Source organism: Mycobacteroides sp. H001 (assembly GCF_001440005.1).
Lineage (GTDB): Bacteria > Actinomycetota > Actinomycetes > Mycobacteriales > Mycobacteriaceae > Mycobacterium > Mycobacterium gwanakae.
Window position 1 is genome coordinate 78845 of the sequence record NZ_LJYH01000023.1, and the last position, 25996, is coordinate 104840.

Annotated in this window: 21 protein-coding genes; 6 read left to right on the top strand and 15 right to left on the bottom strand. The window is 64.3% G+C overall.

Annotated elements, in window-relative coordinates; genetic code table 11:
- Nucleotides 1-55: 55 nt before the first annotated feature.
- The 3 genes from AOT83_RS06280 to AOT83_RS06290 are packed head-to-tail and all read left to right on the top strand — an operon-like array spanning nt 56 to nt 4646.
- The gene (locus AOT83_RS06280) at nt 56-1384 is read left to right on the top strand and encodes a hypothetical protein (protein WP_030096263.1); all 1329 of its coding nucleotides are present in this window, start codon (nt 56-58) and stop codon (nt 1382-1384) included.
- Nucleotides 1381-2364 carry a glutamate ABC transporter substrate-binding protein gene (locus AOT83_RS06285; RefSeq protein WP_030096262.1) on the top strand — a complete coding sequence of 328 codons (984 nt, stop codon included), beginning with the start codon at nt 1381-1383 and terminating at the stop codon, nt 2362-2364. Before AOT83_RS06280 ends, AOT83_RS06285 begins: the two co-directional genes overlap by 4 nt.
- Nucleotides 2364-4646 carry a serine/threonine-protein kinase PknG gene (locus tag AOT83_RS06290; protein ID WP_057964195.1) on the top strand — a complete coding sequence of 761 codons (2283 nt, stop codon included), beginning with the start codon at nt 2364-2366 and terminating at the stop codon, nt 4644-4646. Before AOT83_RS06285 ends, AOT83_RS06290 begins: the two co-directional genes overlap by 1 nt.
- Here AOT83_RS06290 and AOT83_RS06295 read toward each other — a convergent pair.
- Genes AOT83_RS06295 through fgd form a run of 5 tightly spaced genes read right to left on the bottom strand, consistent with a single transcriptional unit; the run spans nt 4635 to nt 12242 of the window.
- Nucleotides 4635-5753 (bottom strand): acetate kinase, encoded by a 1119-nt coding sequence (locus AOT83_RS06295; RefSeq protein ID WP_057964148.1) that lies wholly within the window; start codon nt 5751-5753, stop codon nt 4635-4637. The two genes, AOT83_RS06290 and AOT83_RS06295, sit on opposite strands and share 12 nt — an antisense overlap.
- On the bottom strand, nt 5750-7828 hold the full coding sequence (pta, locus tag AOT83_RS06300) for a phosphate acetyltransferase (RefSeq protein ID WP_057964147.1): 2079 nt from the start codon (nt 7826-7828) through the stop codon (nt 5750-5752). Before pta ends, AOT83_RS06295 begins: the two co-directional genes overlap by 4 nt.
- Nucleotides 7825-10818: a glycoside hydrolase family 38 C-terminal domain-containing protein gene (locus AOT83_RS06305; RefSeq protein ID WP_057964146.1), complete on the bottom strand. Its 2994-nt coding sequence runs from the start codon at nt 10816-10818 to the stop codon at nt 7825-7827. Before AOT83_RS06305 ends, pta begins: the two co-directional genes overlap by 4 nt.
- Before the next feature lie 31 nt (nt 10819-10849).
- Nucleotides 10850-11200: a nitroreductase/quinone reductase family protein gene (locus tag AOT83_RS06310; RefSeq protein WP_030096257.1), complete on the bottom strand. Its 351-nt coding sequence runs from the start codon at nt 11198-11200 to the stop codon at nt 10850-10852.
- Between the two features lie 28 nt (nt 11201-11228).
- Nucleotides 11229-12242: a glucose-6-phosphate dehydrogenase (coenzyme-F420) gene (gene fgd, locus AOT83_RS06315; protein ID WP_030096256.1), complete on the bottom strand. Its 1014-nt coding sequence runs from the start codon at nt 12240-12242 to the stop codon at nt 11229-11231.
- A gap of 85 nt (nt 12243-12327) precedes the next feature.
- Between fgd and AOT83_RS06320 the strand changes: the two genes are divergently transcribed.
- Entirely contained in the window at nt 12328-13059 is a 732-nt protein-coding gene (locus AOT83_RS06320) for an MBL fold metallo-hydrolase (protein ID WP_030096255.1), read from the top strand.
- 24 nt (nt 13060-13083) lie between these two features.
- Here the strand turns inward: AOT83_RS06320 and AOT83_RS06325 are convergent, their stop codons facing one another.
- The 7 genes from AOT83_RS06325 to AOT83_RS06355 all read right to left on the bottom strand — a co-directional run bounded on the left by AOT83_RS06325 (nt 13084) and on the right by AOT83_RS06355 (nt 19748).
- Nucleotides 13084-14448 carry an NtaA/DmoA family FMN-dependent monooxygenase gene (locus AOT83_RS06325; RefSeq protein WP_030096254.1) on the bottom strand — a complete coding sequence of 455 codons (1365 nt, stop codon included), beginning with the start codon at nt 14446-14448 and terminating at the stop codon, nt 13084-13086.
- Complete coding sequence (locus tag AOT83_RS06330; RefSeq protein ID WP_057964145.1) at nt 14448-15560, bottom strand: LLM class flavin-dependent oxidoreductase; 1113 nt, start codon at nt 15558-15560, stop codon at nt 14448-14450. The genes AOT83_RS06325 and AOT83_RS06330 overlap by 1 nt, the downstream gene beginning before the upstream one ends.
- A complete protein-coding gene (locus AOT83_RS06335; protein ID WP_057964194.1) occupies nt 15557-16597 on the bottom strand; it encodes an LLM class flavin-dependent oxidoreductase in 1041 nt (346 codons plus the stop codon). The genes AOT83_RS06330 and AOT83_RS06335 overlap by 4 nt, the downstream gene beginning before the upstream one ends.
- A 92-nt stretch (nt 16598-16689) precedes the next feature.
- A complete protein-coding gene (locus AOT83_RS06340) occupies nt 16690-17178 on the bottom strand; it encodes a GNAT family N-acetyltransferase (protein ID WP_057964144.1) in 489 nt (162 codons plus the stop codon).
- A gap of 1 nt (nt 17179) precedes the next feature.
- Complete coding sequence (locus tag AOT83_RS06345) at nt 17180-18112, bottom strand: ABC transporter substrate-binding protein (protein ID WP_030096250.1); 933 nt, start codon at nt 18110-18112, stop codon at nt 17180-17182.
- Nucleotides 18109-18870: an amino acid ABC transporter ATP-binding protein gene (locus tag AOT83_RS06350; RefSeq protein WP_057964143.1), complete on the bottom strand. Its 762-nt coding sequence runs from the start codon at nt 18868-18870 to the stop codon at nt 18109-18111. Before AOT83_RS06350 ends, AOT83_RS06345 begins: the two co-directional genes overlap by 4 nt.
- Nucleotides 18867-19748, bottom strand: a complete 882-nt coding sequence (locus tag AOT83_RS06355) for an amino acid ABC transporter permease (protein WP_057964142.1) — start codon at nt 19746-19748, stop codon at nt 18867-18869. Before AOT83_RS06355 ends, AOT83_RS06350 begins: the two co-directional genes overlap by 4 nt.
- A 123-nt stretch (nt 19749-19871) precedes the next feature.
- On the opposite strand from AOT83_RS06355, the gene AOT83_RS06360 reads away from it, so the two are divergent.
- Complete coding sequence (locus tag AOT83_RS06360; protein ID WP_030096247.1) at nt 19872-20267, top strand: PPOX class F420-dependent oxidoreductase; 396 nt, start codon at nt 19872-19874, stop codon at nt 20265-20267.
- On the opposite strand, the gene AOT83_RS06365 is transcribed toward AOT83_RS06360, so the two are convergent.
- Nucleotides 20264-20884, bottom strand: a complete 621-nt coding sequence (locus AOT83_RS06365; protein ID WP_030096246.1) for a TetR family transcriptional regulator — start codon at nt 20882-20884, stop codon at nt 20264-20266. The two genes, AOT83_RS06360 and AOT83_RS06365, sit on opposite strands and share 4 nt — an antisense overlap.
- A 97-nt stretch (nt 20885-20981) precedes the next feature.
- Between AOT83_RS06365 and AOT83_RS06370 the strand changes: the two genes are divergently transcribed.
- Nucleotides 20982-22487: a carotenoid oxygenase family protein gene (locus AOT83_RS06370; RefSeq protein WP_057964141.1), complete on the top strand. Its 1506-nt coding sequence runs from the start codon at nt 20982-20984 to the stop codon at nt 22485-22487.
- 13 nt (nt 22488-22500) lie between these two features.
- On the opposite strand, the gene AOT83_RS06375 is transcribed toward AOT83_RS06370, so the two are convergent.
- Nucleotides 22501-25494, bottom strand: coding sequence for an RND family transporter (locus tag AOT83_RS06375; RefSeq protein WP_057964140.1), 2994 nt, complete (start codon nt 25492-25494; stop codon nt 22501-22503).
- A gap of 10 nt (nt 25495-25504) precedes the next feature.
- The gene (locus AOT83_RS06380) at nt 25505-25978 is read right to left on the bottom strand and encodes a hypothetical protein (RefSeq protein WP_057964139.1); all 474 of its coding nucleotides are present in this window, start codon (nt 25976-25978) and stop codon (nt 25505-25507) included.
- Nucleotides 25979-25996 lie beyond the last annotated feature (18 nt).

The window sequence follows — 25996 nt, forward strand, 5'->3', positions numbered from 1 at the left end:
AAAGACTAAATATGCTCTTAGACTTCCCATTAAGGCCGGGAGAGGAAGGTAAGAGGTGACTGTCGGGACGACGCGGTTAGCACACCCGTCGACCGAGCCCGTCGGCGCGACAACACCCGTCGTGCCGGCTCATCCGTGGTGGTGGTTCCTCAAGTCCACTCCCGGCAAGATTCTGATGCTCGGTATCGTCCTGGCCACCGCCGGCGTGCTGTCCGCGGTGGCCACTTCGGCGAGCGTGCAGAACCGGCAACTCGCCCTGAGCACGGTGCTCAACCACACCGAGCCGCTGGCGTACTCCGCCGGGCAGCTGTACAGCACCCTGTCGGTCGCCGATGCCGCGGCGACCACCGCGTTCATCGCGGGCACCGAACCGCAGGGCGTCCGTGAACGGTACGAGCAGGCCATCACCGATGCCTCGACCGCACTCGTCGCCGCGTCCAGCGGTCTCACCGACCGGCCGATGCAGGAGCTACTGAGCCGCATCAACGCCGAACTGTCGGTCTACACCGGACTCGTCGAGACCGCGCGCACCAACAATCGGGCCAGTAATCCTGTCGGCGCCTCGTACCTGAGCGAGGCCTCCGCACTGATGCAGCACACGATCCTTCCGGACGCGCAGCTCCTCTACGAGGAAACGTCTAACCGCGTCGATCAGGAAACCAGCGCATCCACCCGGGTGCCCTTCCCGGTGATCCTCATCGTGCTGGCCACCATGATCGGTGGGGTCCTGGGCCATCGCTGGTTGTCCAAGCAGACGCGGCGCCTCATCAATCCCGGCATGCTGGCGGGCGGCGCGGCCCTACTGCTTATGGTGGTTTGGGTGGGTATCGCACTGGCCGTCTCTGCCTCGCTGGGCACCGACGCGCGCAACGGCGGCGCCCACTCGCTGAAAACCATCACTCAACTGGTCATCTCGGCTCAGCAGGCCCGCGCCGACGAGACGCTGGCACTGATCCGCCGCGGCGATGAGAGTGTGCGCAAGAAGTCCTATTACGACCGCATCGACGAGATGGACCGCAAGATCGGCGAGTATCTGAGCAACCCGGATGCCATTGCCCGCGCGGACCTGGAGCGGGCGCAGCAGCTGCTCACCAGGTGGCGGCAGGCCGATGACCGGATCAACGCCTACATCGGCGTCGGCAACTACCAGGCCGCCACCCAGGTGGCACTGGGCAGCAGCGAATCGGACTCGACACCGGCCTTCGACAGCCTCGATGCGGCGCTGCGCAACGGCGTTCAGGACAGCCGCCGCCAACTCCGCTCGGGTGTTCTCAATGCCGAACGCGCGTTGACCTTGTCCTCCGCGGGCGCGTTGATCCTCTCGGTGGGCGGCGCAATATGCGTGGGAGTCGGTCTGTGGCCGAGGCTGAGCGAGTACCGATGATGAGAACAGCGACGCAGGGCACGGCACGCAGACTCGCCGCGTTGGCGGTCATCGCCACCGTGCTGGCCGGATGCTCGACGCCCGAGAACTCCACTCCGCTGCCACAACTCACCGTGCCGAGGCCGACCCCCGCCGAGATGACCGAGCAGGAACCCAACCTCGCGCCGCTGACCAAGGTCGACACCTCATGCGACCCCACCGCGAGTCTGCGGCCCACCAACGACCGGGCCGCCAACGATGACGCGGTCGCGGCGATCCGCAGGCGCGGCCGGCTCATCGTCGGGTTGGACATCGGAAGCAACTTGTTCAGCTTCCGCGACCCGATCACCGGGGAACTGACCGGATTCGATGTCGATATCGCCGGGGAGATCTCTCGCGACATCTTCGGCACCCCCGAGCGGGTGGAGTACCGGATTCTGTCCTCGGCAGATCGCATCGCGGCATTGAAGAACTCGACCGTCGACATCGTGGTGAAGACCATGACCATCACCTGCGCACGGCGCAAGGAGGTCAATTTCTCGACCGTCTATCTGATGACCTACCAACGGATTCTGACCAGCAGGGATTCGGGCATCACCAACGCACAGGACCTCTCCGGCAGACGGGTGTGCGCCGCGCGCGGCACCACTTCCTTGAACCGGCTCTCGCAGATCACCCCGCCGCCGGTCATCATGTCGGTGGTGACATGGGCGGATTGCCTTGTGGCACTGCAACAACGCCAGGTCGACGCGGTGAGCACCGACGACTCGATACTCGCCGGCCTGATGTCCCAGGATCCGTACCTGCACATCATCGGGCCCAACATGAGCGATGAGCCGTACGGAATCGGCATGAAGCTGGAGAACACCGATCTGGTCCGGTACGTCAATCGCACCCTGGAACGCATCCGGCGCGACGGCACCTGGAATGCCTTGTACCGCAAATGGCTGAGCGTGCTGGGGCCCGCCCCCGCACCTCCGAGCGCAAAGTACCGGGACTGATGAGTAAAGATCCCGGCAGCCTGGAAGACCCAGAGGATCTGGTCGACGACGCGGACGAAGACGAAGGTCCGGGCACGCGGCCCGCATCCCTGGCGGACCTGGATGCGGACTCCGCGTCCACGATGCGCCCCATGGCTACCCAGGCCGTGTTCCGTGCCCCCGATTTCACCCAGCCCACCACCCAACCCACCACACAGCCAGAGGTCCGCGCCACCACCACACGAGTCCGGCTCTCCCCCACCCGCCGGCTCGGCGGCGGCCTGGTCGAGATCCCGCGTGTTCCGGAAATCGATCCACTGGCCGCCTTGATGACCAATCCGGTCGTCGAAGAGTCCAAACGATTCTGCTGGAACTGCGGTAAACCGGTGGGCCGCTCCACGGAGGATGGCCCCGCCTGCAGTGAGGGCACCTGCCCGGCCTGTGGGTCCACCTTTTCCTTTCTGCCGCAGCTGAATCCCAGCGATGTGATTGCCGGGCAGTACGCCATCAAGGGTTGCATCGCCCATGGCGGTCTGGGATGGATCTACCTCGCGGTGGACCGCAACGTCAACGACCGTCCGGTAGTGCTCAAGGGTCTGGTGCATTCCGGCGACGCCGAAGCACAGAACATCGCAATGGCCGAGCGGCGATTCCTCGCCGAGGTGGCGCACCCCTCGATCGTGAAGATCTTCAACTTCGTCGAACACCCCGACCAGCACGGGAATCCGGTCGGATACATCGTGATGGAGTACGTCGGCGGTACCTCGCTCAAACAGCCCAAGGGCAAGACCCTACCCGTCGCACAGGCCATTGCCTACATGCTGGAAATTCTTCCCGCACTGGGCTTTCTGCACTCGGTTGGGCTCACCTACAACGACCTCAAGCCCGAGAACATCATGGTCACCGAGGAGCAGCTCAAACTCATCGACCTGGGCGCGGTGGCCGCGGTCAACGCCTACGGCAACCTGTACGGAACTCCCGGCTACCAGGCACCCGAAATCTCCAGGACCGGGCCCACTGTCGCGTCGGATATCTACACGGTGGGGCGCACCCTCGCGGCGCTGACCCTGCGCATGCCCACCCGCAAGGGCCGATACAAGGACGGGCTGCCCAACGAAGATCCGGTGCTCGCCAAGTACGACTCGTATCACCGACTTTTGCGCCGGGCCATCGATCCCGATCCCACCGCTCGATTCGGCAGCGCCGAGGAGATGGCCACTCAGCTGGTGGGAGTACTACGCGAGGTGGTGGCGCTGGACTCAGGCACACCACGCCCGGGTATGTCCACTCTGTTCAGCCCGTCCCGGTCCACCTTCGGGGTCGACCTGCTGGTAGCCCACACCGACGTCTACGTCGATGGACTGGCTCACCCGCCGAGCCTGACGGCGCCGGATATCGTGACGGCTCTTCAGGTTCCGCTTCTCGACCCCACCGACGTGGGTGCCGCCATCCTGCAGGCGACCGTGCTGAGCCAGCCGATACAGACCCTCGAATCCTTGAAGGCCGCCCGCCTGGGCCGCATCGACGCCGACGGCGTGGACCTGACCGAATCGATGGAGCTGCCCCTCATGGAGGCACGCGCGCTCCTCGATCTGGGCGATGTCGCCAAGGCCAACAGCAAGCTGGATCAGCTCGAAGACAGGGTAGGCACCCCGTGGCGACTGACCTGGTACCGCGGCATGGCGGCCCTTCTCAACGGTGACTACGACCAAGCCACAAAGCATTTCACCGCCGTTCTGGACTTCTTGCCCGGTGAGATCGCCCCCAAGATGGCACTTGCCGCCACCGCCGAACTGGGCAATGACGAGAAGAACCTCGACTTCTACCGCACCGTCTGGTCCACCGACAACAGCGTCATCTCCGCGGGATACGGGTTGGCTCGCACCCTGGCCTCCCGCGGGGAGCGAGCCGAGGCGGTGCGCATGCTCGACAACGTGCCCCCCACGTCGCGCCATTTCACCACCGCGCGCCTCACCAGTGCCGTCACCCTACTTTCGGGTCGTACGCTCACCGAGGTCACCGAGGACGACATCCGCGAGGCGGCCCGCAGGGTGGAAGCACTACCCGAGACGGAACCGCGCGTGCTGCAGATCCGTGCGCTGGTGCTCGGGACCGCACTGGACTGGATCAAGACCAATCATTCGACCGGACACCACATCCTGGGTGTCCCGTTCACCAAACGCGGCCTGCGCCAAGGTGTTGAGCGGAGCCTGCGGGCGCTGGCCCGCCGGGCCACCGAGCGCGCCCACCGTTATGCACTGGTTGATCTGGCCAACGCCACCCGGCCGACCTCACTGCTTTAGAGCCGCCCCCACCGCCGCCCTGGCGATGGCCAGTTCCTCGTTAGTGGGCACCACCAGCACCGTCACCCGTGAATCATCGGTGGAGATGCGGCGAATTTCGCTGGATCTCAACAGGTTTCGTTCCGGATCGAGCTCTATGCCGAGCACTTCGAGTCCGGCCATGGCATCGGCACGCAGCACTGCGTCGTTCTCGCCCGCCCCGGCGGTGAAGGAGATGACATCGGCGCCACCCAATGTCGCGATGTAGGCGCCAATGTACTTGCGCAGCCGGTGCACATAAACGTTGTACGCAAGCTGCGCCGATGCGTCTCCCGCCTCGATCAGCCGATGAATTTCACGAAAATCGTTGGCCCCGCAGAGTCCGAGCATGCCGGAACGGCGGTTGAACACCGTGTCGATCTCATCGATGCTCATGCCATGGCGCGCCAAATGGAACACGATGCCGGCGTCGATATCGCCGGTACGGGTGCCCATCACGAGGCCCTCCAGCGGAGTGAGGCCCATCGAGGTCTCCACGGCGCGGCCATGCAGGATCGCCGACGCCGATGCGCCGTTACCCAGGTGCAGCACGATCTGGTTGATGTCGGCGTACGCGCGTCCCAGGTAGCTGGCGGCCTGCTGTGACACGTATTGATGCGAGGTGCCGTGGAATCCATAGCGCCGCACGCCGTATCGCTCGGCGACCTCACGATCGAGCGCATAGGTGGCCGCCGCTGGCGGCAGGCTGTAGAAGAACGCGGTGTCGAACACCGCCACCTGCGGCACATCGGGTAGCAGGCGGCGGGCCACCTCGATGCCCTGCACACCGGCCGGATTGTGCAGCGGCGCCAGTGACGACAGCTCCGCGATCTGCGCGACCACGGCGTCGTCGAGCACCGTCGGCTCGTGGAACTTCTGTCCGCCGTGCACCACACGATGGCCCACCACCACCACGTCGTCGGTGTTGATGGAGTCGAAAACCAGCCGCAGTGCCTCTTCGTGATTGCGGACCGGCTCTTCACCGATGCGCTCAACCAGCCCGTGCGCGTCCACCCGGCCCGAATCCGGTTCGATGAGCTGGTATTTCACCGAAGACGAGCCGCAGTTGAGGACCAGTACCGCGCTCATCGGGTCAGGTCCTGAGCCTGGATCGCGGTGATCGCGACCGTGTTGACGATGTCCTCCACCAGAGCGCCGCGGGAGAGATCATTGATGGGTTTGCGCAAGCCCTGCAGCACAGGCCCGATGGCGATGGCCCCGGCGCTGCGTTGCACCGCCTTGTAGGTGTTGTTCCCGGTGTTGAGGTCAGGGAAAATCAGCACCGTCGCGCGTCCGGCGACCGGGGAGTCGGGCATCTTGGTGGCCGCCACCGAGGGCTCCACTGCCGCGTCGTACTGGATGGGACCCTCGACCAGCAGCTCGGGCTGCCTGGTACGAACCAATTCGGTTGCAATACGAACCTTTTCGACCTCGGCACCGCTACCCGAGTTTCCCGTCGAGTAGGACAGCATCGCAACCCGCGGGTCGATGCCGAACTGGGCAGCCGTGCGCGCCGAGGAGATGGCGATATCGGCCAGCTGCTCGGAGGTGGGGTCGGGCACGATGGCGCAGTCGCCATAGGCCAATACCCGGTCGGCCAGGCACATCAGGAAGATGCTGGACACCGTGGAGACATCCGGGTTGGTCTTGATGATCTCGAAGGCGGGACGCACGGTGTGCGCGGTGGTGTGCGCCGCGCCCGACACCATGCCGTCGACGATGTCGTTGTACACCAGCATGGTGCCGAAGTACGAGACGTTGCGCATGATCTCGCGCGCACGATCAGGAGTCATGCCCTTGTGCTTGCGCAGCTCGAAGTACTGGCCCGCGAACTGCTCGGCGAGCTCACTGGTCTTGGGGCTGACCACCAGGGCATTCGAGATGTCCACACCCAGCTCGGCTGCGCGGGAACGAATTTCCGCCTCTTCACCCAGGATTGTCAGATCTGCGACCTGGCGCTGCAGCAGCCGCCCGGCCGCCTTGAGGATCCTGTCGTCGTCGCCCTCCGGGAGCACGATGCGCTTACGGTTGTCCCGCGCCCGATCCAGCAGCTGATACTCGAACATCTGCGGCGTGGTGACCGAGGGAATCGGAATGGCCAGCTGCGCGATGAGATCCGCGCCATCAACATATCGATCCATCAGCGCCAGCGCGGTGTCGATCTTGCGGGCCGAAGCCACCGTGACCCGGCCGCGGGCATGCGCTGCGGCGCTCGCGGTCTCGAATGTGCCCGAATCCGTCTCGATGATCGGCAACCGCAGCCCGATCCCGTCCACCAGGTCGGCGATCCGCGGGTGCAGCTTCAGTCCACCGTTGAGGATGATCGCGGACAGCGATGGAAATCCTTCCGCCACATGCGCGCTCGCCACCGCCAGCAGCACATCGGATCGGTCGGCGGGGAAGATGACGGCCTGCCCCTCTTGCAGGCGCTCCAAACAGTGCTCGGCGGTCATGCCCGCCACCATGAAGCTGGTAGCCTCGCGGGACAGTAGCGCCTCGTCGCCGCTGACCAACGAGCCCTTCACCGCTTTCATGAGCTCTTCTACCGACGGCGAGACCAGCAGCGGTACCTCGGGCAGCACCCAGGCGGGCTTGTCGAAACGCGATAACGCCTGGCGCACCTCGTCCAGCTGATCGGGATTACACCGGTTGGCCACAATGGCGGCGGTGTGCGCACGCTGCACCTTGAGCTCGCCGAGACAGACCTCGGCAAGGGCCGCCACCTCGTCCGGAGTTCGACCGAATCCCTTGATGGTCAACAGAACCGGTGCGCCGAGATTGACCGCGATGCGGGCGTTGGTACTCAGCTCGCTGGGACTCGCGACGTCGGTGTAGTCGCTGCCGACAATCACTACGGCATCACAGCGCTCCGCGACCGCGTGGTACCTGTCGACGATCTGGGCGATCGCCGCATCTGGATCCTGATGGAGATCGTGGTACGAGACGCCCAGACAGTCCTCATAGGCGATGTCGGCGGTGCTCTGCTCCAGTAGCAGTTCCAGGATGTAGTCCACACTTTCCCCGGACCGCGCGATGGGGCGGAACACGCCCACGCGTGCCACCGAGGCGGCCAGCCGATGCATCACACCCAGTGCGACGGTGGACTTTCCGGTATCACCTTCGGGTGAGGCAATGTAGATACTGGATGCCTTGGGCTCGGTCATGCACGCCTTCCTACACGAGTGAATCGCAGCGTCAGAATCTTGAACGGACGCAATGTCAGTTGAATATCGTTGACCCAGAGTTTGATCGCATCCGGATACTCGATCGGCCGTTCCAGCAGATCGGTCACGGCCACCCCGTCGTGGCTGAAATTCGCATGGATGCTCACATCGGCCCGTCCACCGCGCGACTCGTAGAGCCGGACGATCAGATCACCGCTGCGGTCGTTGGCCAGCTTCACCGACTCCACGATGACGGCCGGGTTATCCAGGCTGACAAGAGGTTCGATGCTCGCCGCGGCGCCGTCGACAACTCGCGTGTCGAGGTTGCGCCGGTACCCCTGCTCGACGGCGTCGCCGATCGTCGCACCGGGCCGCACCGAGAACCTCAATCGGTGATGTCCCTGATCGCAATCGGGATCCGGGAAAAGCGGGGCACGTAAAAGGGACATCCGCACCACGGTGGTGGTGCCACGTCTGCTGATGTCATGTCCGTAGGTCGAATCGTTGGCCACCGCCACGCCGTATCCGGATTCGCCCACATGCACCCAGCGGTGCGCGCAGATCTCGAACTTGGCTTCGTCCCACGAGGTGTTGGCGTGCGTGGGCCGATACACATGGCCGAACTGGGTTTCCGACGCCGATCGGTCGGCCTGCACGTCGAACGGGAACGCCAATTTGAGCAGCTTCTCGGACTCGTGCCAGTCGATATCGATCTCGATGTCCAGTGCGGGCGCGCCATCCTGCAGCGTGATGCGTTGCACAAGGTGTGAATTGCCGAATTCGCGCTTGATCACCAGCGCACCGTCCGCGGCGGCAACCGAGCTCGCCGGCGTCAGATTGGTGACGGTGTTCCGGTAGAAGCCGTCGATATCCCAGGCGTCCCACTGGTTCGGCGTATCGCGATGCAACTGCAGCAGATTCCCCGGCGCCGCCATGGCCTCCCGGCCGCTGGCAGCATCGACGAGGGAGACCAACAGACCGTCGGCATCGAAGGTGGCCGCCAGAATCCCGTTGTCCAGCAGGAACCCTCCGTCACTCGTCACGGGAGTGACGGAGGTGGGCTGATCGGCGACAGCGGCGCCCAGCGCGGGTACCCCGTCGCGATCGTGCGGCGCAGCATTGAAGGCCAGTCTGTGGTCACCCTGGCCCGCCAGGCTCCGCGTCGCGGATTCGATGATGGCTTCCAGCCTCGTCGCGATCGCCGCGTAGTTCCGTTCGGCGTCCCGGTGCACCCAGGCGATGGAGCTGCCGGGCAGGATGTCGTGGAACTGCTGCAGCAGCACCAGCTTCCAGATCTCGTCCAGCTCGTCGTACGGGTACTCGTGTCCGGCGTGCACCGCTGCCGTCGCCGCCCATAGCTCTGCCTCGCGCAGCAAGTGCTCGCTGCGTCGGTTGCCCTGCTTGGTGTTCGCCTGCGAGGTGTACGTGCCGCGGTGCAGCTCCAGGTAGAGCTCACCGGACCAGCGCGGCGGGTTGGCGTACTCGGCTTGGGCGGCGGCAAAAAACTCCGCCGGGGTACCCAGGGCCACCGTGGGTGAGCCTTCCAGCGACCGCTTGCGCGTGGCGTAGGCAAGCATTTCGCGGGTGGGGCCGCCGCCCCCGTCTCCGTAGCCGAAGGGCACCAGCGACATGGTGCCCGCCCCGGAGTCGCGGTAGTTGCGCTGCGCATGCGCGAGGTCGCCGCCGCCCAGATCGGAGTTGTAGGTGTCGACGGGCGGGAAATGCGTGAACACCCCGGTGCCGTCGATCCCTTCCCAGATGAAGGTGTGATGCGGCATCCGGTTGACTGAGTTCCACGAAATCTTCTGTGTCAAAAAGTATTCCGAACCGGCAGCGGTGACGATCTGGGGCATCGCCGCGGAGTAGCCGAACGAGTCGGGCAGCCACACCTCCGGGGTGTCGATCCCAAACTCGTCGAGGAAGAACTGCTTGCCCGCCACGAACTGGCGGGCCATCGCCTCCGCGCCGGGCATGTTCGTATCGGCCTCAACCCACATTCCGCCCACCGGAATGAACTGTCCCGCAGCAACTTTCTCCTTGATGCGAGCGAACAGGGTGGGGTACTTGTCCTTGATCCACGCGTACTGCTGCGCCGAGGAGCAGGCGAATCGGAAGTCTGGATGCCGGTCCATCAGGTCGACCATGTTCGAGAAGGTCCGTGCACACTTACGGACCGTCTCACGCACCGGCCACAGCCACGCCGAGTCGATATGAGCGTGCCCGACGGCGGTGATCCGATGGGCACTGGCATACGCTGGGCGCGCCAGCACCTCGGCGAGTTCGGCACGTCCGTCGGCCGCGGTACCCGCGAGATCCTCGGGATCCACCGTGTCCACCATGCGTTCCAGCGCGCGCAGAATCTCGTGGCGGCGCGGCAGGTCCTCGGGGAGCGTATGCATCAGCCCGTCCAGGGTTGCGATGTCCTGCTGCAGCCCCCACAGGTTCAGGTCGCGCAGCGCAAGGTCGATACCACCCAGCCGGTACAGCGCCTCATCACCGGAAGTGGCCTTGTCTCCCAATGGCATTGGCGACCAGAAATGCTTGCCGATGTCCGGGTTGGCGGCAGCCTCGATGTAGAAGTCCACCGGGGCGTCCGGATCGTCGATGGGCACGAACGCGTTGCGCGGCGCGATGCCCTTCACCACGGTGCCGTCGGGCCGGTACACCAACCCCTCGGCGTTGAAGCCCGGCCCGCCGGTGAAGCCGAGTTCGACCCTAATCTCCGGGGCACCCTCGGACCGGCCGCGCCACCGCTCCGGAACGGTTCCAGTCACGTGCAGCCACATCGTCGACCAGGGTGGTCCCCAGGGCGTCCCGGGAGTGATCTCGGTGAATTCCTGGGACGCCGCCTCGGCGAACGGGACCGGCTCCCCCGGTGCGGTCCACGCCGTCAGTGTCAGCGGCGCCGAATCGACGTAGATGGCGCAGTTCAGCCGCTTATCGACGAAACGCCGAATGCGGTCCTCGATAATTCGCCGGTCGTCATGCATGACCTGACCCTATCGGCTCGCCGACTTCGCTCTAGGAGCTCTCGCCAAGACGAACAGTGACCGTCACGCGGCCGCTGTCGTCTTTGCGTGCGATTCCGTAACCGGGCACATCAACTCCGTTGAGCCGGAGCTGCAGCGGCCTGCCCTCTCCGAGGAAATTGCGCCACCATTTCTTGCTTTCGGGGATGCCGACCCAGATCACGATGTCATCTCCCGAACGCCAGTAGTTCACCGGCGTGCTGAAGATCTGCCCCGATCGACGGCCGGTGTAGGTGACGACGGTGAAGTAGCGGCCCGCCAAGCTGCGCAGTCCGGGCACGTTCAATGCCATCACCGGCACGGTGTTGACCGCATCGATAAAGCGACGAACTAGGGAACTCATCTGTACCTAACGGTCTTCGCGTAAGCGCTCATCCCAGCTTACGGAGACGAGGTTCAAGATCGTTCTTGAACAGCTCCAGGAACCGCTTCTGGTCGTGTCCGGGTGCGTGGAACACCAGGTGGTTCAGGCCCCAGCCCACATAATCGGCGACCTTGGCGACCGCTTCGTCCGGGTCGGAGGCGACGATCCAGCGCTTGGCCACCTGTTCGATGGGCAACTCGTCGGCGGCGCGCTCCATCTCGATGGGGTCGTGGATGCTGTGCTTCTGCTCGGGAGTCAGCGACAGCGGCGCCCAGAAGCGGGTGTTCTCCAGCGCCTTCTCCGGATCGGGGTCGTAGGAGATCTTGATCTCGATCATCCGGTCGATGTCGTCGAAGTTGCGCTCGGCCAGTGCGGCACCCTCCTTGACGGCGGGGATGAGCTTGTCCTTGTACAGCTCCTCGCCCTTGCCCGAGGTGCAGATGAATCCGTCGCCGGCACGCCCCGCGTACTTGGCAACGACGGCGCCACCGGCGGCGATGTAGACGGGGATGCCGCCCTCGGGCACGTCGTAGATGGCAGCACCCTGGGTGCGGTAGTAATCACCCTCAAAATCAACGCGCTCACCGGTCCACAGTTCGCGCATGAGCCGGACCGACTCGCGCAGCCGTGCGAAGCGCTCCTTGAATTCCGGCCATTCACCGATGAACCCGGTGGCGATCTCGTTGAGCGCCTCACCAGTGCCGACACCCAGGAAGATGCGGCCCGGGTACAGACACCCCATGGTGGCGAAGGCCTGTGCGGTGACCGCCGGGTTGTACCGGAAGGTGGGGGTCAGCACCGAGGTGCCGAGCTGCAGGCGCTGGGTACGCTCGCCGACGGCCGTCATCCAGGCCAGCGAGAACGGCGCGTGACCACCGTTGTATCGCCACGGCTGGAAATGATCACTCACGGTCGCACTGTCGAAACCGTGCGACTCGGTGGCGACCGCCAACTCGACGAGCTCACGCGGCGCGAACTGCTCCGCCGATGCCTTGTATCCCAGCTTCAGTTCCCGTGCCATCCGCGCGCTCCTCGCCTCAAGGGTGCTTACCGCTCATCGCAAGTTCTCCAACCACCCTAACCAAGGACTCATTACTCTCTATTTCATGGTCGAGATCACCCAGGTCAGCGACGCCGTACATGTGGTCAACGGAGAGGCGGTCAACTGGGTGATCGCATCGGATGATTCGGGAGTCGCACTGTTCGACTCCGGCTACCCGGGCGATCGCGATGACGTCTTGAAATCCATTGCGGCGCTGGGACACAAGCCACAGGACGTGCGCGCCGTGGTGCTCACGCACGGGCACATCGACCACATGGGGACGGCGATCTGGTGGGCCGCCGAACACGGTGTCCCGGTGTATGCCCACAACGCAGAGTTGGGCAATGTGCGGCGCGACTACGTGGATCAGGCCGAGCCCTTCAAGGTGGTGCTGAACCTGTGGCGGCCCGGATGGCTGCCGTGGGTCATCCACGCGATGCGGCTGGGCGCCGGGGTCCGTGACGGCATTCCGACGGCGGCTCCGCTCGGTCCCGAGCTCGCGGATCTACCGGGTGCACCCGTTCCCATCCCGACCCCCGGTCATTCCGGAGGTCACTGCTCGTTCCTGGTCGCCGGTCACGTGCTGGTGGTCGGAGATGCCATCATCACCGGGCACCCGATCGCGAGCCGTTCGGGACCACAGCTGCTGCCCACTCCGTTCACCAAGGACATGGAACAGGCACGTCGCAGTGCGCAGGCTCTGGCCGAGGTGGACGCCGATGTGCTGGCTCCGGGGCATGGCCCGGCGTGGACGGGGTCACTGCGCGACGCGGTCGAGATCGCCCTGCGCACCTAGCGCCGAATGCTGGATTCTCGCGCGCTACGCACTCGCGGTTTCGCGCGGAAAGCCGACACTCGCACCAGAGATGGGGTCCAGTCCCAGGTGTTCGCGCAGCGTCTCGTGTTCGTACTCGCTGCGGAAGGCACCGCGTTCCTGTAACAGCGGCACCACGGTGTCCACGAAATCATCGAGGCCGGCCGGGGTCAGGTGCGGGACCAGGATGAATCCATCGCAGGCATCGGCCTGGATGTAGCGGTCGACCTCCGCCGCGACCTGAGCGGGGGTACCGATGAACTGCTGGCGCGAGGTGACCTCCTTGATCAGCTCGCGGATCGACAGGTTCTTGGCCTCCGCGATCTCCCGGTACTTCGCGGCAATCTCCCGCGGGTCGCCGTGGCGCGCCTTCCCCCGGGTGATCGAGTCGTCTCCGGTGGGCTCGACATCCGGCAAGGGACCATCCGGGTCGTATCCGGACAGGTCACGGCCCCAGACCTGTTCCAGATAGGCAAGGGCCGTCTGCGGGCCCACCTGCTGGTCCCTGATGTAGGCGGCCTTCTCGATGGCCTCTTGCTCGGTGTCGCCCAGGACGTAGGTGACTCCAGGAAAAACCTTGAGCTGATCCGGGTTTCGGCCGTGGGCGACCGCACGGGCCTTGACGTCGGCGTAGTACTTCTGCCCCGCGGGAATCGAGGAGTGGATGGTGAACAGCGCGTCGGCATGCTTGGCGCCGAAGTCACGCCCGTCGGCCGAATCCCCGGCCTGCAGCAGCACCGGATGCCGCTGCGGAGATGCCGGCGCGGTGGGCACACCACGGACGGTGAACTGCGCGCCCCGATGGTTGACCAGTCGCGGCTCACCTGATTCGTCCCAGCTGTCCCAGAACTTGCGTGCCACGGTGATGAACTCCTCGGCCCGGTGGTACCGGTCGGCGTGGTCCAGGAAGCCGCCGCGCCGGAAGTTCTCACCGGTGAAGGCGTCGGACGAGGTGACCATGTTCCAGCCGGCCCGTCCGTCAGAGAGATGGTCCAGAGAAGCGAATTGCCTTGCCACATTGAAGGGTTCGTTGAAGGTGGTGTTGATGGTGCCCACCAGACCAAGCCGTTCGGTGACGGCGCCGAGGGCGGCCAGCACTGTGAATGTATCGGGTCGGCCCACAACGTCGAGGTCATGGATTCGGCCGCGGTGCTCACGCAGTCGCAGCCCCTCGGCAAGGAAGAAGAAGTCGAAAAGTCCACGCTCAGCAGTGCGGGCCAGATGCACGAAGGAGGAAAAATCGATCTGACTCCCCGAGGCGGGATCGGACCACACCGTGGTGTTGTTGACGCCCGGAAAATGCGCAGCCAGGTGAATGGGCTTGCGGTCCTTGCCTTCCCGAACCTGAATCGGATCCGACGGGGCGCTCATCAGATCAGCCCCCATTCCTTGGCAATGAGTTCATAGGACCTGCGCCGGTCTTCGTGCCGGTGAGTGATGGAAGTGACCACCAGTTCGTCGGCACCGGTGACCCTGACCAGGGTGTCGAGCCGCTCGGCGACCTGGCCCGCGTCTCCGACGAACTGGGTAACGACCCGATCTTCCGACTGACGGCGCTCCTCATCGGTAAGTGGTTGTGCACCATCGGGGTCGGGATACGCAATGGCGCCATGCCCCGATCGGATCGAGTGCACCCAACGACCAAAGGTGCTGGTGAGATGACGCGCGGTCTGCTCGTCGTCGGCGGCCACGGCGTCCGCCGAGACGATGATGTAGGGCTCGGCCAGCGCCGCGGAGGGCTGGAACGCCTCGCGGTACGCCTCGATAGCCTCCAGGGTGGACCAGGGCGTCACGTGGTAGTTCGCCACGAAGGGCAGACCGCGCCGCGCCGCCACCTGAGCCGATTCACCCTTGCTGGAACCGAACAGCCACAGCGGCAGATCGGCACCCTCGCCCGGACGGATATGTAGCGCAACACCTTCCGGACTGACATACGTACCGTCAAGAAACGCCTGGATATCGGACACCTGCTGATCGAAATCGGCGATCTGTGCGCCCGGCTGCTGCAGGGTAGCGACGGTGGCCCGCAGCTTCGGATTGTCCTTGATACCGAACTCCTTCGGCGCCTGCGGGATGAACAACCCATCCACCTCATGGGCCGGGGCAGGTTCGGGCTTCTGCTCATTTCCGGCAAGCCGGTCCCTGATGCGATGGCCCGTGCGCCCGAGTCCCAGGTCGATACGCCCCGGGTAGAGCGCATCGAGGATGCCGAAACTCTCCACCACCGCGGCGGCCGTGGTCGAGGCAACCTGGACGGCACCGGCACCTACCCGGATCCGACGGGTGGCGGCAGCGATATGCGCGATGACCAGTGCGGGAACGGTGCTCGCGACCGCGACGAAGTGGTGCTCGGCGAGCCAGTAGCGCCGGTAGCCCCATTGCTCGGCATGCTGGGCCAGGTCGATCGAATTACGCAGCGCCGTCGCGGCATCCGATCCTTCGCTGACCGGGGACAGGTCGAGAACCGAGAGTGGGACGTTCATGCCGACTTCCTTGCGTAGCGGTTGGTGGCGGTAGGCAGGCCGAGCCGTGCGCGCAGGGTTCCGTTTTCATACTCGGTGCGGAACCCGTGGTGGGCCTGAAGAAGGGGCACGAGTTCGTCAACTATGACGGGAATGTCGAGCGCGTTGATCGCGGGCCGCAGGCGCACACCGTCGATACCCCATTCGTGCCATTGGGCGATGAGATCGGCCAATTCCGGTGCCTGACCGGTGAATATGGCTGCATCCGAGTGGAACTCGTCCTCCCGGCCGAAGGAGACCACTAAATCTGCGAGCACCTTGATGGTGCGGTGACCTGCCGTCTTGTGCAGGCGGGCGGGTATCTCGGCGGCAGCGGCGCCGTCATGCGGGGTGACGAAGACGAGGTCGGCGTTCTTCGCGGCGAATGCCTGTCCGGGACGGCTGCGGGCGAGTGCCGCGACCACCGACTGCCCCTGCGGGGATCTGGGCGTGATGGACGGACCCTTCACCGAGAAGAAACGGCCCTCGAAGTCGGTGTAATGCAGCTTGTCCCTGTCGATGAACCGCCCCGTCGTCAGATCTCGGACCTCGGCGTCGTCCTCCCAGCTGTCCCACAACCGCCGTACCACCTCCACGGAGTCGGCGGCCTCCTCCAGCAAGTCGTGCAGCGCGAGCACCTTCGTGCGGCCGAAAACGTCGGCCTCATCCTCGGTATCGGCGATGGTCACCTGCCAGCCGGCGCGGCCACCGGACACGATGTCGAGGGTGGCTATCGACTTGGAGAGGTGGAAGGGCTCATTGTGGGTGGCCGGAGCGGTGGGGATGAGCCCGATACCTGTGGTCGCCGGGGCTACGCGCGCGGCAGTCAGTATCGCGTCCAGGCGTCCGCCGGGCGTGCGGGCGAATGAGTCCTCGAACGTCACGAAATCCAGCAGCCCGTGTTCGGCGTGCTGGACCTGCTCGGTCCAGTACTTTCCGGTCAACGGGCTGCCGGTGTGCTGATCCGCGCTCGGATGCCATCCGTACCCGTCCAGAGCCAATCCGAGCAGTGTGGTCACGGCATGTTCAACGTCCACGAACCGCGTGACGAAGGCGTTTATCTCACCTTGAAGGAAAAGCCGTTCGGTTCTCTGTGCCCAGCCAGGGCCGCCTACAGGTCCTTCTCGAACGGATGGATACCGACCTCGTCCGCGGACAGCGTCTGGTCATAAAGCGGCCGATACCCCGCAGACAGATACAGCGCCTTGGCCTCGGGCTGGCGTGGACCGGTGGTGAGGTAGATGCGCCGATACCCGCGGCTGCGAATCTCCTGTTCCAGTGCAGCCAGGGTGTGCCCCGCCAGACCCTGGCGGCGGTGGGCGCTGGACGTCCAGATGCGTTTGAGTTCAGCGGTGTCGGCGTCATATCGCTGAAAGGCGCCACCGGTCACGGCAGCACCGCCCTGTACCCCGATCAGCAGACCACCGCCGGGAGCCGCGAAGTGCGCGGCCGGGTAGTTGACCAGGAACTCGTGGTGCTCATCCAGGGTCCCGCCGTATCGGGTGCTGTACTCCACCGCCAGCTCTGCCAGTAGCGGCGCGGCCAGCGGATCCTGCTGCTCCACCGTCACAAACTGCAGCAGATCCTCACACGCCGTCATGTCATCCTTGCCTGGGTAGTCCGCGGGGGTTGATCTCCGACTTGGCGACAGCCTCGTTCTCCAATCCCCAGCGCTGCAACACCTTACGATACGTGCCGTCGGCTATGGCGTGATTGATGGCGTCCGCGACGGCCCGAACCAGGCCATTGTCCTTCTTGATCAGGACCGCGATCTCCCCCTGCAGCGCCTCCCCCGCGCCGGAGAATGTGCCGACCAGCTTGGTCTGTCCGGTCGCCTGGGAGTGAAACACCGCTGTCGGATTGGGGCCCACATACGCGTCGATGCGACCCGATGCCAATGCCAGATAGTAGCCGGTGGTCTGCTGGAAGTACTTCAGATCGGCGGCAGGAAGACCAGCCGCGACGTTCTGTTCGTTCCATTGCACCAGCAGCGCCTCCTGGTTGGTGCCCGACCCGACTCCTATGGTTTTGCCGGCGATATCCCTGGCCCCCTTGACCTTCCAGTCCAACGATCGACGCACCTCGAAGGCGACGTTGTCCAAACGGTATGTCGCGAAGTCGAACTTGTCCTTGCGTTCCTCGGTCACCGTCACATTCGAGATGAACGCATCGACCTCGCCCGAATCCACCTTGACGAAGTTCTGCGCCCAATCCGCCGAACGCAGATCTACACGCAATCCCAGAATGTCTGCCACCAGGTAGGCGAAATCCGTTTCGATCCCGATCATCGTTTTGTCGTCATCAGCGTAAAAGCGCAGTGGCGGTGCGGAATTAGCGTCCCCGGTGACAATCAGCGTGCCGCGCCTGCGGATGGCCTCGGGCACCTCGGCCGCGATCGTATCCACCGTGGCCACGCGTACCCGGTCTTGGTCCGGACTCAGATTGAAGGCCGACGACACCTCCGGCTCCGCGCCCGCGCCGCAACCGGTGAGGACAACCAACGCGGCACAGCACAACGCGATAAGACGTCTCACGCCAACACCTTGGACAGGAAGCCGACGGTGCGCGGATGCGACGGGTTGTCCAGCAGCTGTTCGGGCGGCCCCTGCTCGACGATCGCGCCTCGATCCATGAAGACCACGGTGTCGGCGATCTCCCGGGCAAGGCCGATCTCGTGCGTCACGATCACCAGGGTGGCGCCATCACTGGCGAGCTGGCGGATCACGTCGAGCACCTCGGTAACCAGCTCCGGATCCAGTGCCGAGGTGGGCTCGTCGAACAGAATAACCTTGGGTCGCAACGCCAAAGCTCGCGCGATGGCCACCCGCTGTTGTTGACCACCGGATAGCCGGCGCGGATACTCGGCCACCTTGTCGGCGACGCCGACCCGTTCCAGCAGCCGGGTCGCCTCGGCCACCAGCTCGGCGCGCGGCGCCCGCCGCACCGCCAGTGGCGCCTCGATCACATTCTCCAGCACCGTCAAATGAGGGAACAGATTGAAGTTCTGGAACACAAAGCCGACCTGCGAACGCTGCCGCAGAATGGCTCGTTCCGAGAGCTCGTAGAGCACCGAACCGCGCTGCCGGTACCCGATGAGCTCGCCGTCGATGCGGATTGTCCCGCCATCCACCTTCTCCAGGTGGTTCAGGGTGCGCAGCAGCGTCGACTTTCCGGAGCCCGACGGCCCGATGATGACCGTCACCTCCCCTTGTTGCACAGTCAGATTCACATCACGCAGCGCCGCCACCTGGCCGTAGGACTTGTGCACACCGCGCACCTCGATGGTGCTCATCGATGTGCGCCCCGGGCGTAATGCCGTTCGATGTAGTACTGCACGACGGTCAGTACCGACGTGATCACGATGTACCAGACTGTGGCCACCATGAGCAGCGGCACCACCCGCCCGTTGCGCCCAAAGATGACCTGCACCTGATAGAAGAGATCGGCGATGGCCATGGTCGACACAATGGACGTGCCCTTCACCAGGCTGATCACCTCATTGGCAGCGTTGGGCATGACCGACCGCATGGCCTGGGGCAGCACGATCCGGAAGAACTGGCGGCGCCGGGGAATGCCCAGGGCTGCAGCAGCTTCCAATTGGCCTTCGTCGACGGACAGGATGCCGCCACGGATGATCTCGGCGAAGTAGGCCCCCTGGTGCAAGGTCAATCCGATCACCGCGGCGGTCAGCCCGCTCAGCAGCTCGTTGGTATCGACGGTGATCAGGCTCGGCCCGAAAGGAATCCCGAAACTGATGCTGTCGTACAGGTACGCGATGTTGAACCAGAACAGCAGCTGCACGATCAGTGGTATGGACCGAAAGATCCACACGTACGTCCACGAGATGGCCTGCAAGACCGGATTCTTGGACAGGCGTGCCGCGGCCAGCGCCACACCCAGCACGAACCCGAGCACGGTGCCGTAAATCGTCAACCTGATCGTCAGCCATAACGCGGCCAGTACCGATTTGGCGGTGAAGTACCGCGCAAATGTCGGCCAGTCCCACCCCGGGTTGCGCACCAGACCGTGCACGAACATGGCCACGAACAGCAACGCCACGGCCGAGAGGATCCAGTTGCCCGGACGCGGCCGGCGCCGTACCCGCAGTACCGGCTGGCCAGACTCCTCAGATGCCCGAGCGCGCGGCGGCGCAGCGGGTGCCGATGTCATGCGGTCGAACCTAGGAACACCGACCAGTGCACAACAGTCTTTGGCTCCCGGCGAATCGAACGGCCGCTATCCGTCATGTCCGGCCGGGGAAGAATCCGCGCCGTCAGAGTGTTCAAATAAGCCATGCCAGAAATCCCCGCAGGCTTCGAAGATCTCCTGGAACAACGCCTCTACGGTCACCTGGCCACGGTCGGTGGCGACGGTTCCGCGCAGTCCAGTCCCATGTGGTTCAGCTGGGACGGCGAGCGGGTGCGGTTCACCCACACCAACAAACGGGCCAAGTTCCGCAATATTCAGACCGAACCGCGGGTCGCCTTCTCGATCCTGGACCCCACCAACCCGTACCGATATCTGGAAGTGCGGGGCACCATCGATCAGATCGACGATGACCCAACCGGGTCGTTCATCCAGGAGTTGGCGCACCTCTACCAGGCACCATGGGCCGGGAAGAGCACTGGCGATGAGGCAGACCGCGTCATCCTCTACCTGCGGCCCACCAAGTTCCTAAGCCACGGCTAGGCCAACGGCCCCAGCAGGCGCATGCACATATCGGTGGCCCTGGCCCCCAGTTCTGCTGCACTGCACCTATTTTCATCGGCAAGCCAGTCCTCCATGAGGAGGGTCACACCGCCGACGCCGAACACGGCCGCCTCCAACAGCGCCGGCTCCGGCTGAGCAACCTCGGGTGCGATGGTCAGGAGTATCCCGCGCGCGACGCGGTTCTGAAGACTTCGGCGTTTGGCGGCCAGCCCGGGAAATCCCGCGAGGTCGGAGGTCAGAATGCGCAGCACCGCCGGGTCCGCGATGGAGTGCTCGAGGTAAGCGGTAAGCCCGGCTGTCAGTTGCACATGCGGCTGGTCGCCGGCCACTCGACCCGCCGCTGTCATGGCCGCGAATAGTTCGGTGAACACGTCGTCCACGATCTGCAGAACCAGATCGCCGATCGCCGAGAACTGCTCGTAGAAGTACCGATCGGTCAGCCTCGTCCGCGCACAGACACCCCGCACGGTGACCGCGGGCAGCCCACCATCGGCCCATAGCTCGCGGCCCGCCCGCACCAGCGCCACGCGCCGCTCGTCTTGGCGCTGCTCTCGCGTCTTACCACCGTACGTGCGGTGAGTCTGACCGTTCGTCACGCTGAAACGCCCTTCGTCTTGACATAGGCAACCTACTCGCTAATGTTGATGACACCCGTCATCAGAAACTGCCCGACAACGCGGTCTAGGAGATTTCATGACACTTGCACCCGAGCATTCCGCCTCCGACACGGACTTTGAGGAGCTCATCTCCCGCCCCTTCGAGTCCCAGCTGCGCGAATACGACTACCAGGTCACCGATATCGACGGCGCCTTGCCACCCGCGCTGACCGGCACGCTGTTTCGCATCGGTCCCGGCAAGTTCGAGGTGGGCACCACCGTGCTGCGGACGATGTTCGACGCCGACGGCATGGTGTCCCGATTCATCCTGGACGGTTCCTCAGTCCGCTTCACCAACCGGTATGTGCGCACCCAACAGTTCCGGGACGGGTTGCAGAGCGGCCCGATGCGCAGGCCCGGGATCACCACCCAGGTGCCCGGAAAACTACTGGCCAACCTCCAATTGCCCGCGAACACCGCCAATACCAACATCGTGTCACTGGCCGGGGAGATGCTGGCGCTCTGGGAGGGCGGGCCACCACATCGGCTGGACCCCGACACTCTGGAGACGCTGGGCACCAACGACTTCAAGGGCAAGCTCGGGTACGTCGGCGCCTTCTCGGCACACCCGAAATGGGACCCCGTCACCGGCGAGATGTTCAACTTCGGCCTGGATGTCTTTCCCACGCCACGACTGCGCTGCTACCGAGTGAGCCCCAGCGGTCAACTCTCACAGATCAATTCGGTGACCCTGTGGGATATGGGCTGGAACCACGATTTCGCACTCACCGAGAAGTATCTGGTCTTCGTACTCGACCCGATCCGCCCCAACATCGGCCAGCTACTGCGTGGCAAGCGTTTCGACGAGAGCCTCGAATACCAGCTGACCAATGGCAGTACCAAGTTCATCCTGGTGCCCCGCGACGGATCCAAACCGATTGTCATCGAACACGCCCCACAGACCCACATCCATGTCACCAACGCCTTCCAGGACGGCGCTGATGCGGTGGTCGAGTTCGTCAGATATGAGAGCCTCGAATTTCTGCGGCAATCGCTGCATGCCGCGATGGGGCCGAAGGATCACCCAAATCCCCACCACCACTTGGTGGTCCGCGAATGGCCGGACAGCCACCTGGTCAGATTCCGCATCTCGCCCAGCGGCAAGATCACCGAGGAAGTGGTGTCACAGTCAGCGAAAATTGAATTCCCGCAATATGACTGGCGGCAATCCACCCGCAATCATCAGATCACCTACACCGCAGGCACGCTGGAACGCCGGGGGCACTACAACGGCATCTTCAAATTCGACCATCGCACCGGCACCATGACACACTGCGATTTCGGGAAGGCCTCGGTGTGTGAACCCCTCTTTGTGCCACGCCACAAAGACTCGGCACAAGATGACGGCTGGCTACTCGCGGTCAATCACAACCTGGTCGAAAACCGTTCACAGTTGGTCATTCTCGACGCTCGTGATGTCGAGCAGGGCCCACTGGCGGTGGCCCACCTGACACACCACCTGCCGATAGGGTTCCACGGCACCTTCAGCCGGCGGGTGGCCAACCCGTTCGCACCGCTACCGCATCCGAACCTGGTGGCCTAACACGCCGATACTGTTACGCCTTGGAGGGCCACCAGCTCAGCTTGCCGAAGGCCTGAGCCAAGGTGGGCACCATCAGCGTCCTGACAATAAAGGTGTCCAGCAGGATGCCTACGCCGATGATGAACCCCATCTGCACCATCTGATTGACCGAGCCAACCATCATCCCCAAGAGGCTGGCGGCGAACACCAGTCCGGCCGAGGTGATCACCGAACCGGTCTGACGCACGGTCCGGATGATGCCAAGCCGCATGCCCCGGGCACTCTCCTCCCGCAGGCGTGAGATGAACAACATGTTGTAGTCGGCACCGACGGCCACAATCAGCACGAAGGTCATGGCCGGGACCGCCCAATCCAGCTGTTGCCCAAGGAGAACCTGGAACACCAGCACGCCGATGCCCAGCGACGCGATATAGGTGAGGAGCACCGTGCCCAACAGGTACAACGGTGCGACCACCGCCCGTAGCAACAGGCACATCACCAGGAAGATGATGAGGAGAGTGACGACGATGATCTCGCGAAGATCGCTGTCGTAGGCCTTCTTCAGGTCGGCGTTGATGGCGGGAAAACCGCCTACTGACACCGTGGCACCGGCCAGGGCCGTGTTGGGAGTTGCCTCGCTGCCGACACGCTCCATATCGCGGCTCAGCTGCATCGCCTCGGGCCCATAGGGATTCAGCGGTGACTGAACCAGATACATGGCGGTGCGTCCGCCATCCTGCAGAAACGCCGAACTCAGCTCCTTGAATCCAGGATTCTGCAACATCGCCCCCGGGACGGAGAACCCGGATGCGGCAGGGGAATTGGAATCCTTGCCAATGGTCTGCAGGGTTACGGCCGCCTCGCCCATGGACCGCACGGTGTCCTCAAGTTGGGTGTTCAGGTCGCGGATTCGCACGCCCATCGTCTTGACGGAATTCATGTCCACGCCCAGTCCCTGAAGCTGCTGGAAGTAGCCGGAGATACGTTCGAACTTGCGTTCCATCTCAGGCAATTTCGCGAGTAGTCCGCGAATCTGCTTGAACTGATTGTTCATATCGCCCAGTAACTGGGTGATCGTCTTTCCGCCGGTGACCGCCCGCACCGACTCACGCAGGTTTTCCGCAGAGGAGAGTGGCCCCTTGTCGCGTAGCTCAACGAGCTGATCGCGCAGCTTCACACAATCGGGCTGCACCGGGCAGAAAGGTGATTCGGCCAGCGTCTGCGTCAACGACGCCCCGGCATCGAGCGCCGAGAAGGTCGCCTCGACCGAGGGGCCCATCTTGGCGAGCTGATCCACCATCCCCGCCACCGTGCCCATCTGCGATATCAGCGACTGATACCGGTCCAACTGCCCTTCAACCTCTTTGGCCATCGACAACATCTGCGGCATCATCTGCTGCATCCGGACCAGATCCCCGTCGCCCAGTTCGTTGGTCATGGCCGACATGACATCGGCGAGCTTTGACATCCGTTCGAGCTGCGGCCGCAGGTCGGCGTTGACCTGCCCGCCTGTCTTGTCGATCTGCGTTCCCATATATCCGATCTGCCATGCCAACGTCGCCTGAGTGAGCTTGTTGCCATCCGGACGGGTGATGCCGACGACCTTCCCAACTCCCGGGAGTTGGGAGATGCGCTCGGCCATCTGGTCAAGATCGGCCAACGCACGCGGATTGCGCAGATCCGATGGCGCCTGTACCAGGAGATATTGCGGCATCACCGAGTTGGCGGGAAAGTGGGCATTGAGGATGTGCATACCCTGGTTCGACTGGGCCGAATCCGGCAGCACCCGCGACATATCGAAACTGGGCCGCATGAAGGGCACGAAGGACGCCGCCGCCAAGAGGATCACGATCGCCGCACCGAAGACGGGCCAGGGGTGCCGCACGATGTTCACCCCCATCCGGTGCCAGTACACGCCTGCCCGATCGGGCCCGGGCAGGCCCAACCCGCGCTTGGCGGCCAGGCTCAGCGTCGCCGGTAGCAGCGTGGTGACCACGAAGAACGCAACGATCACCCCCATGGACACCGCCGGACCGGCCGCCGCGAGGAAGGCCAGCTTGGCGGTCAACTGGGCGATATTGGCGATCGCCACCGTGGCAGCCGTCGCCAGGATGACCCTGGTCATCGAGCCACAGGCATGCGCCAGCGCATCCGGCGGCGCCTCCCCCGCGCGAATTCGCTCGTGGTACCGGCTCACCAGGAACACCGTGTAGTTGACGCTGGCCCCCATCAGCACGGCCATCATCAGCCCGGCAGACACCGAGGACACCGGGACCAGGCCCCGATCGGCAAGTCCGGCGATGACTCCACGCGCGATGAGCAGACTCATTCCCATCACCAGCAGCGGCAGCATCGCGGTGAACCACGAACGGAAGACCAACAACAAGATGAGGCCGATGACGACCACCGTCACCGCGCCGATCTTGGGCAGATCGCCCAGCGCGGCGTTGCCCATATCGGTGATGGTGCCCGCCGCGCCGGTGATGTTCGCCGTGGTGGCCGATCCGGCGAAGGTCTGTTTCACCAAATCGTCAACCGATCGATATGCCCTCTGCGCCAAAGGAGTACCAAGGTCCCCGGCCAAACCCGCCATCGCGTACCACGTGGTGCCGTCCTCGCTGAGAACCTGCTTGCGCGCCACCGGGTTACTGCGCATCCGCGGATCGCCCAGCTGATCCTGCACGAAGGTGACGTACTCCTTGTTCGCGCCCAGCCGGTCGATCAGTGCCGAGTACCGAGCCTGCGACTCGGCGTCAAATCCCTTGTCGCTGTGCATAACGATGATGACGGCGTTATCGATTCCGGGACGGCCGAACGCCTTTCCCATCTCCTTCATCGATGCCAACGCCGGGCTCACTTCGCCCGTCGGTAGTGGACTGACCGAGTGTTCGTTGGCGACCCGCTCCAGCTGCGGCCAGGCGGCATTGACCAGAACAGCGACTGCTATCCACGCCAGTATCACCAGCTTTGCGTGCTTGGCCACGAAACGCCCGGCCCGTTCGAACGCCGGACTGTATTGGTGCGACATCCTGGGCTCCTCAGATCAACGGCGGAAAGGTGACACTGGGCATGCCCGGCACGCCGGTCATCGGCATGACGGTGTAGCGCAGGGTAAAGGTTCCACCGAGGTCGTCGCCGACCACCAGCACGGTGTATCGGCTATTGAGGTAGGCGTCCTGGCCCACCACGGTTTGATGTTCGAATCCCGCATCTGTCAGGAGCTTGCCCGCCGCGGCGACCGCTGAGGCGTCCACGCCGCTGACCGACAGGGTCCGAGAACTGCCCTCGGCATCCTGGCGATATGTGCCTTTGATGACCGGGATATCCCGCGGAAAGTCTGGGGGCAGAACGTTTACACCAGGCGGGGGCGGCGGAATGGGCGTGACCGGCGGATATGTGGTGCGCTCTACGGCGCCACCCACGAAATCGGACATCGAGCAAGCGCTCAGGGCCTGCGACATCATCACGGCGGCAAACACCAATACCGCGAAATGAACGCTTCGTTGCGTCATGACGGGATACTACAAAGG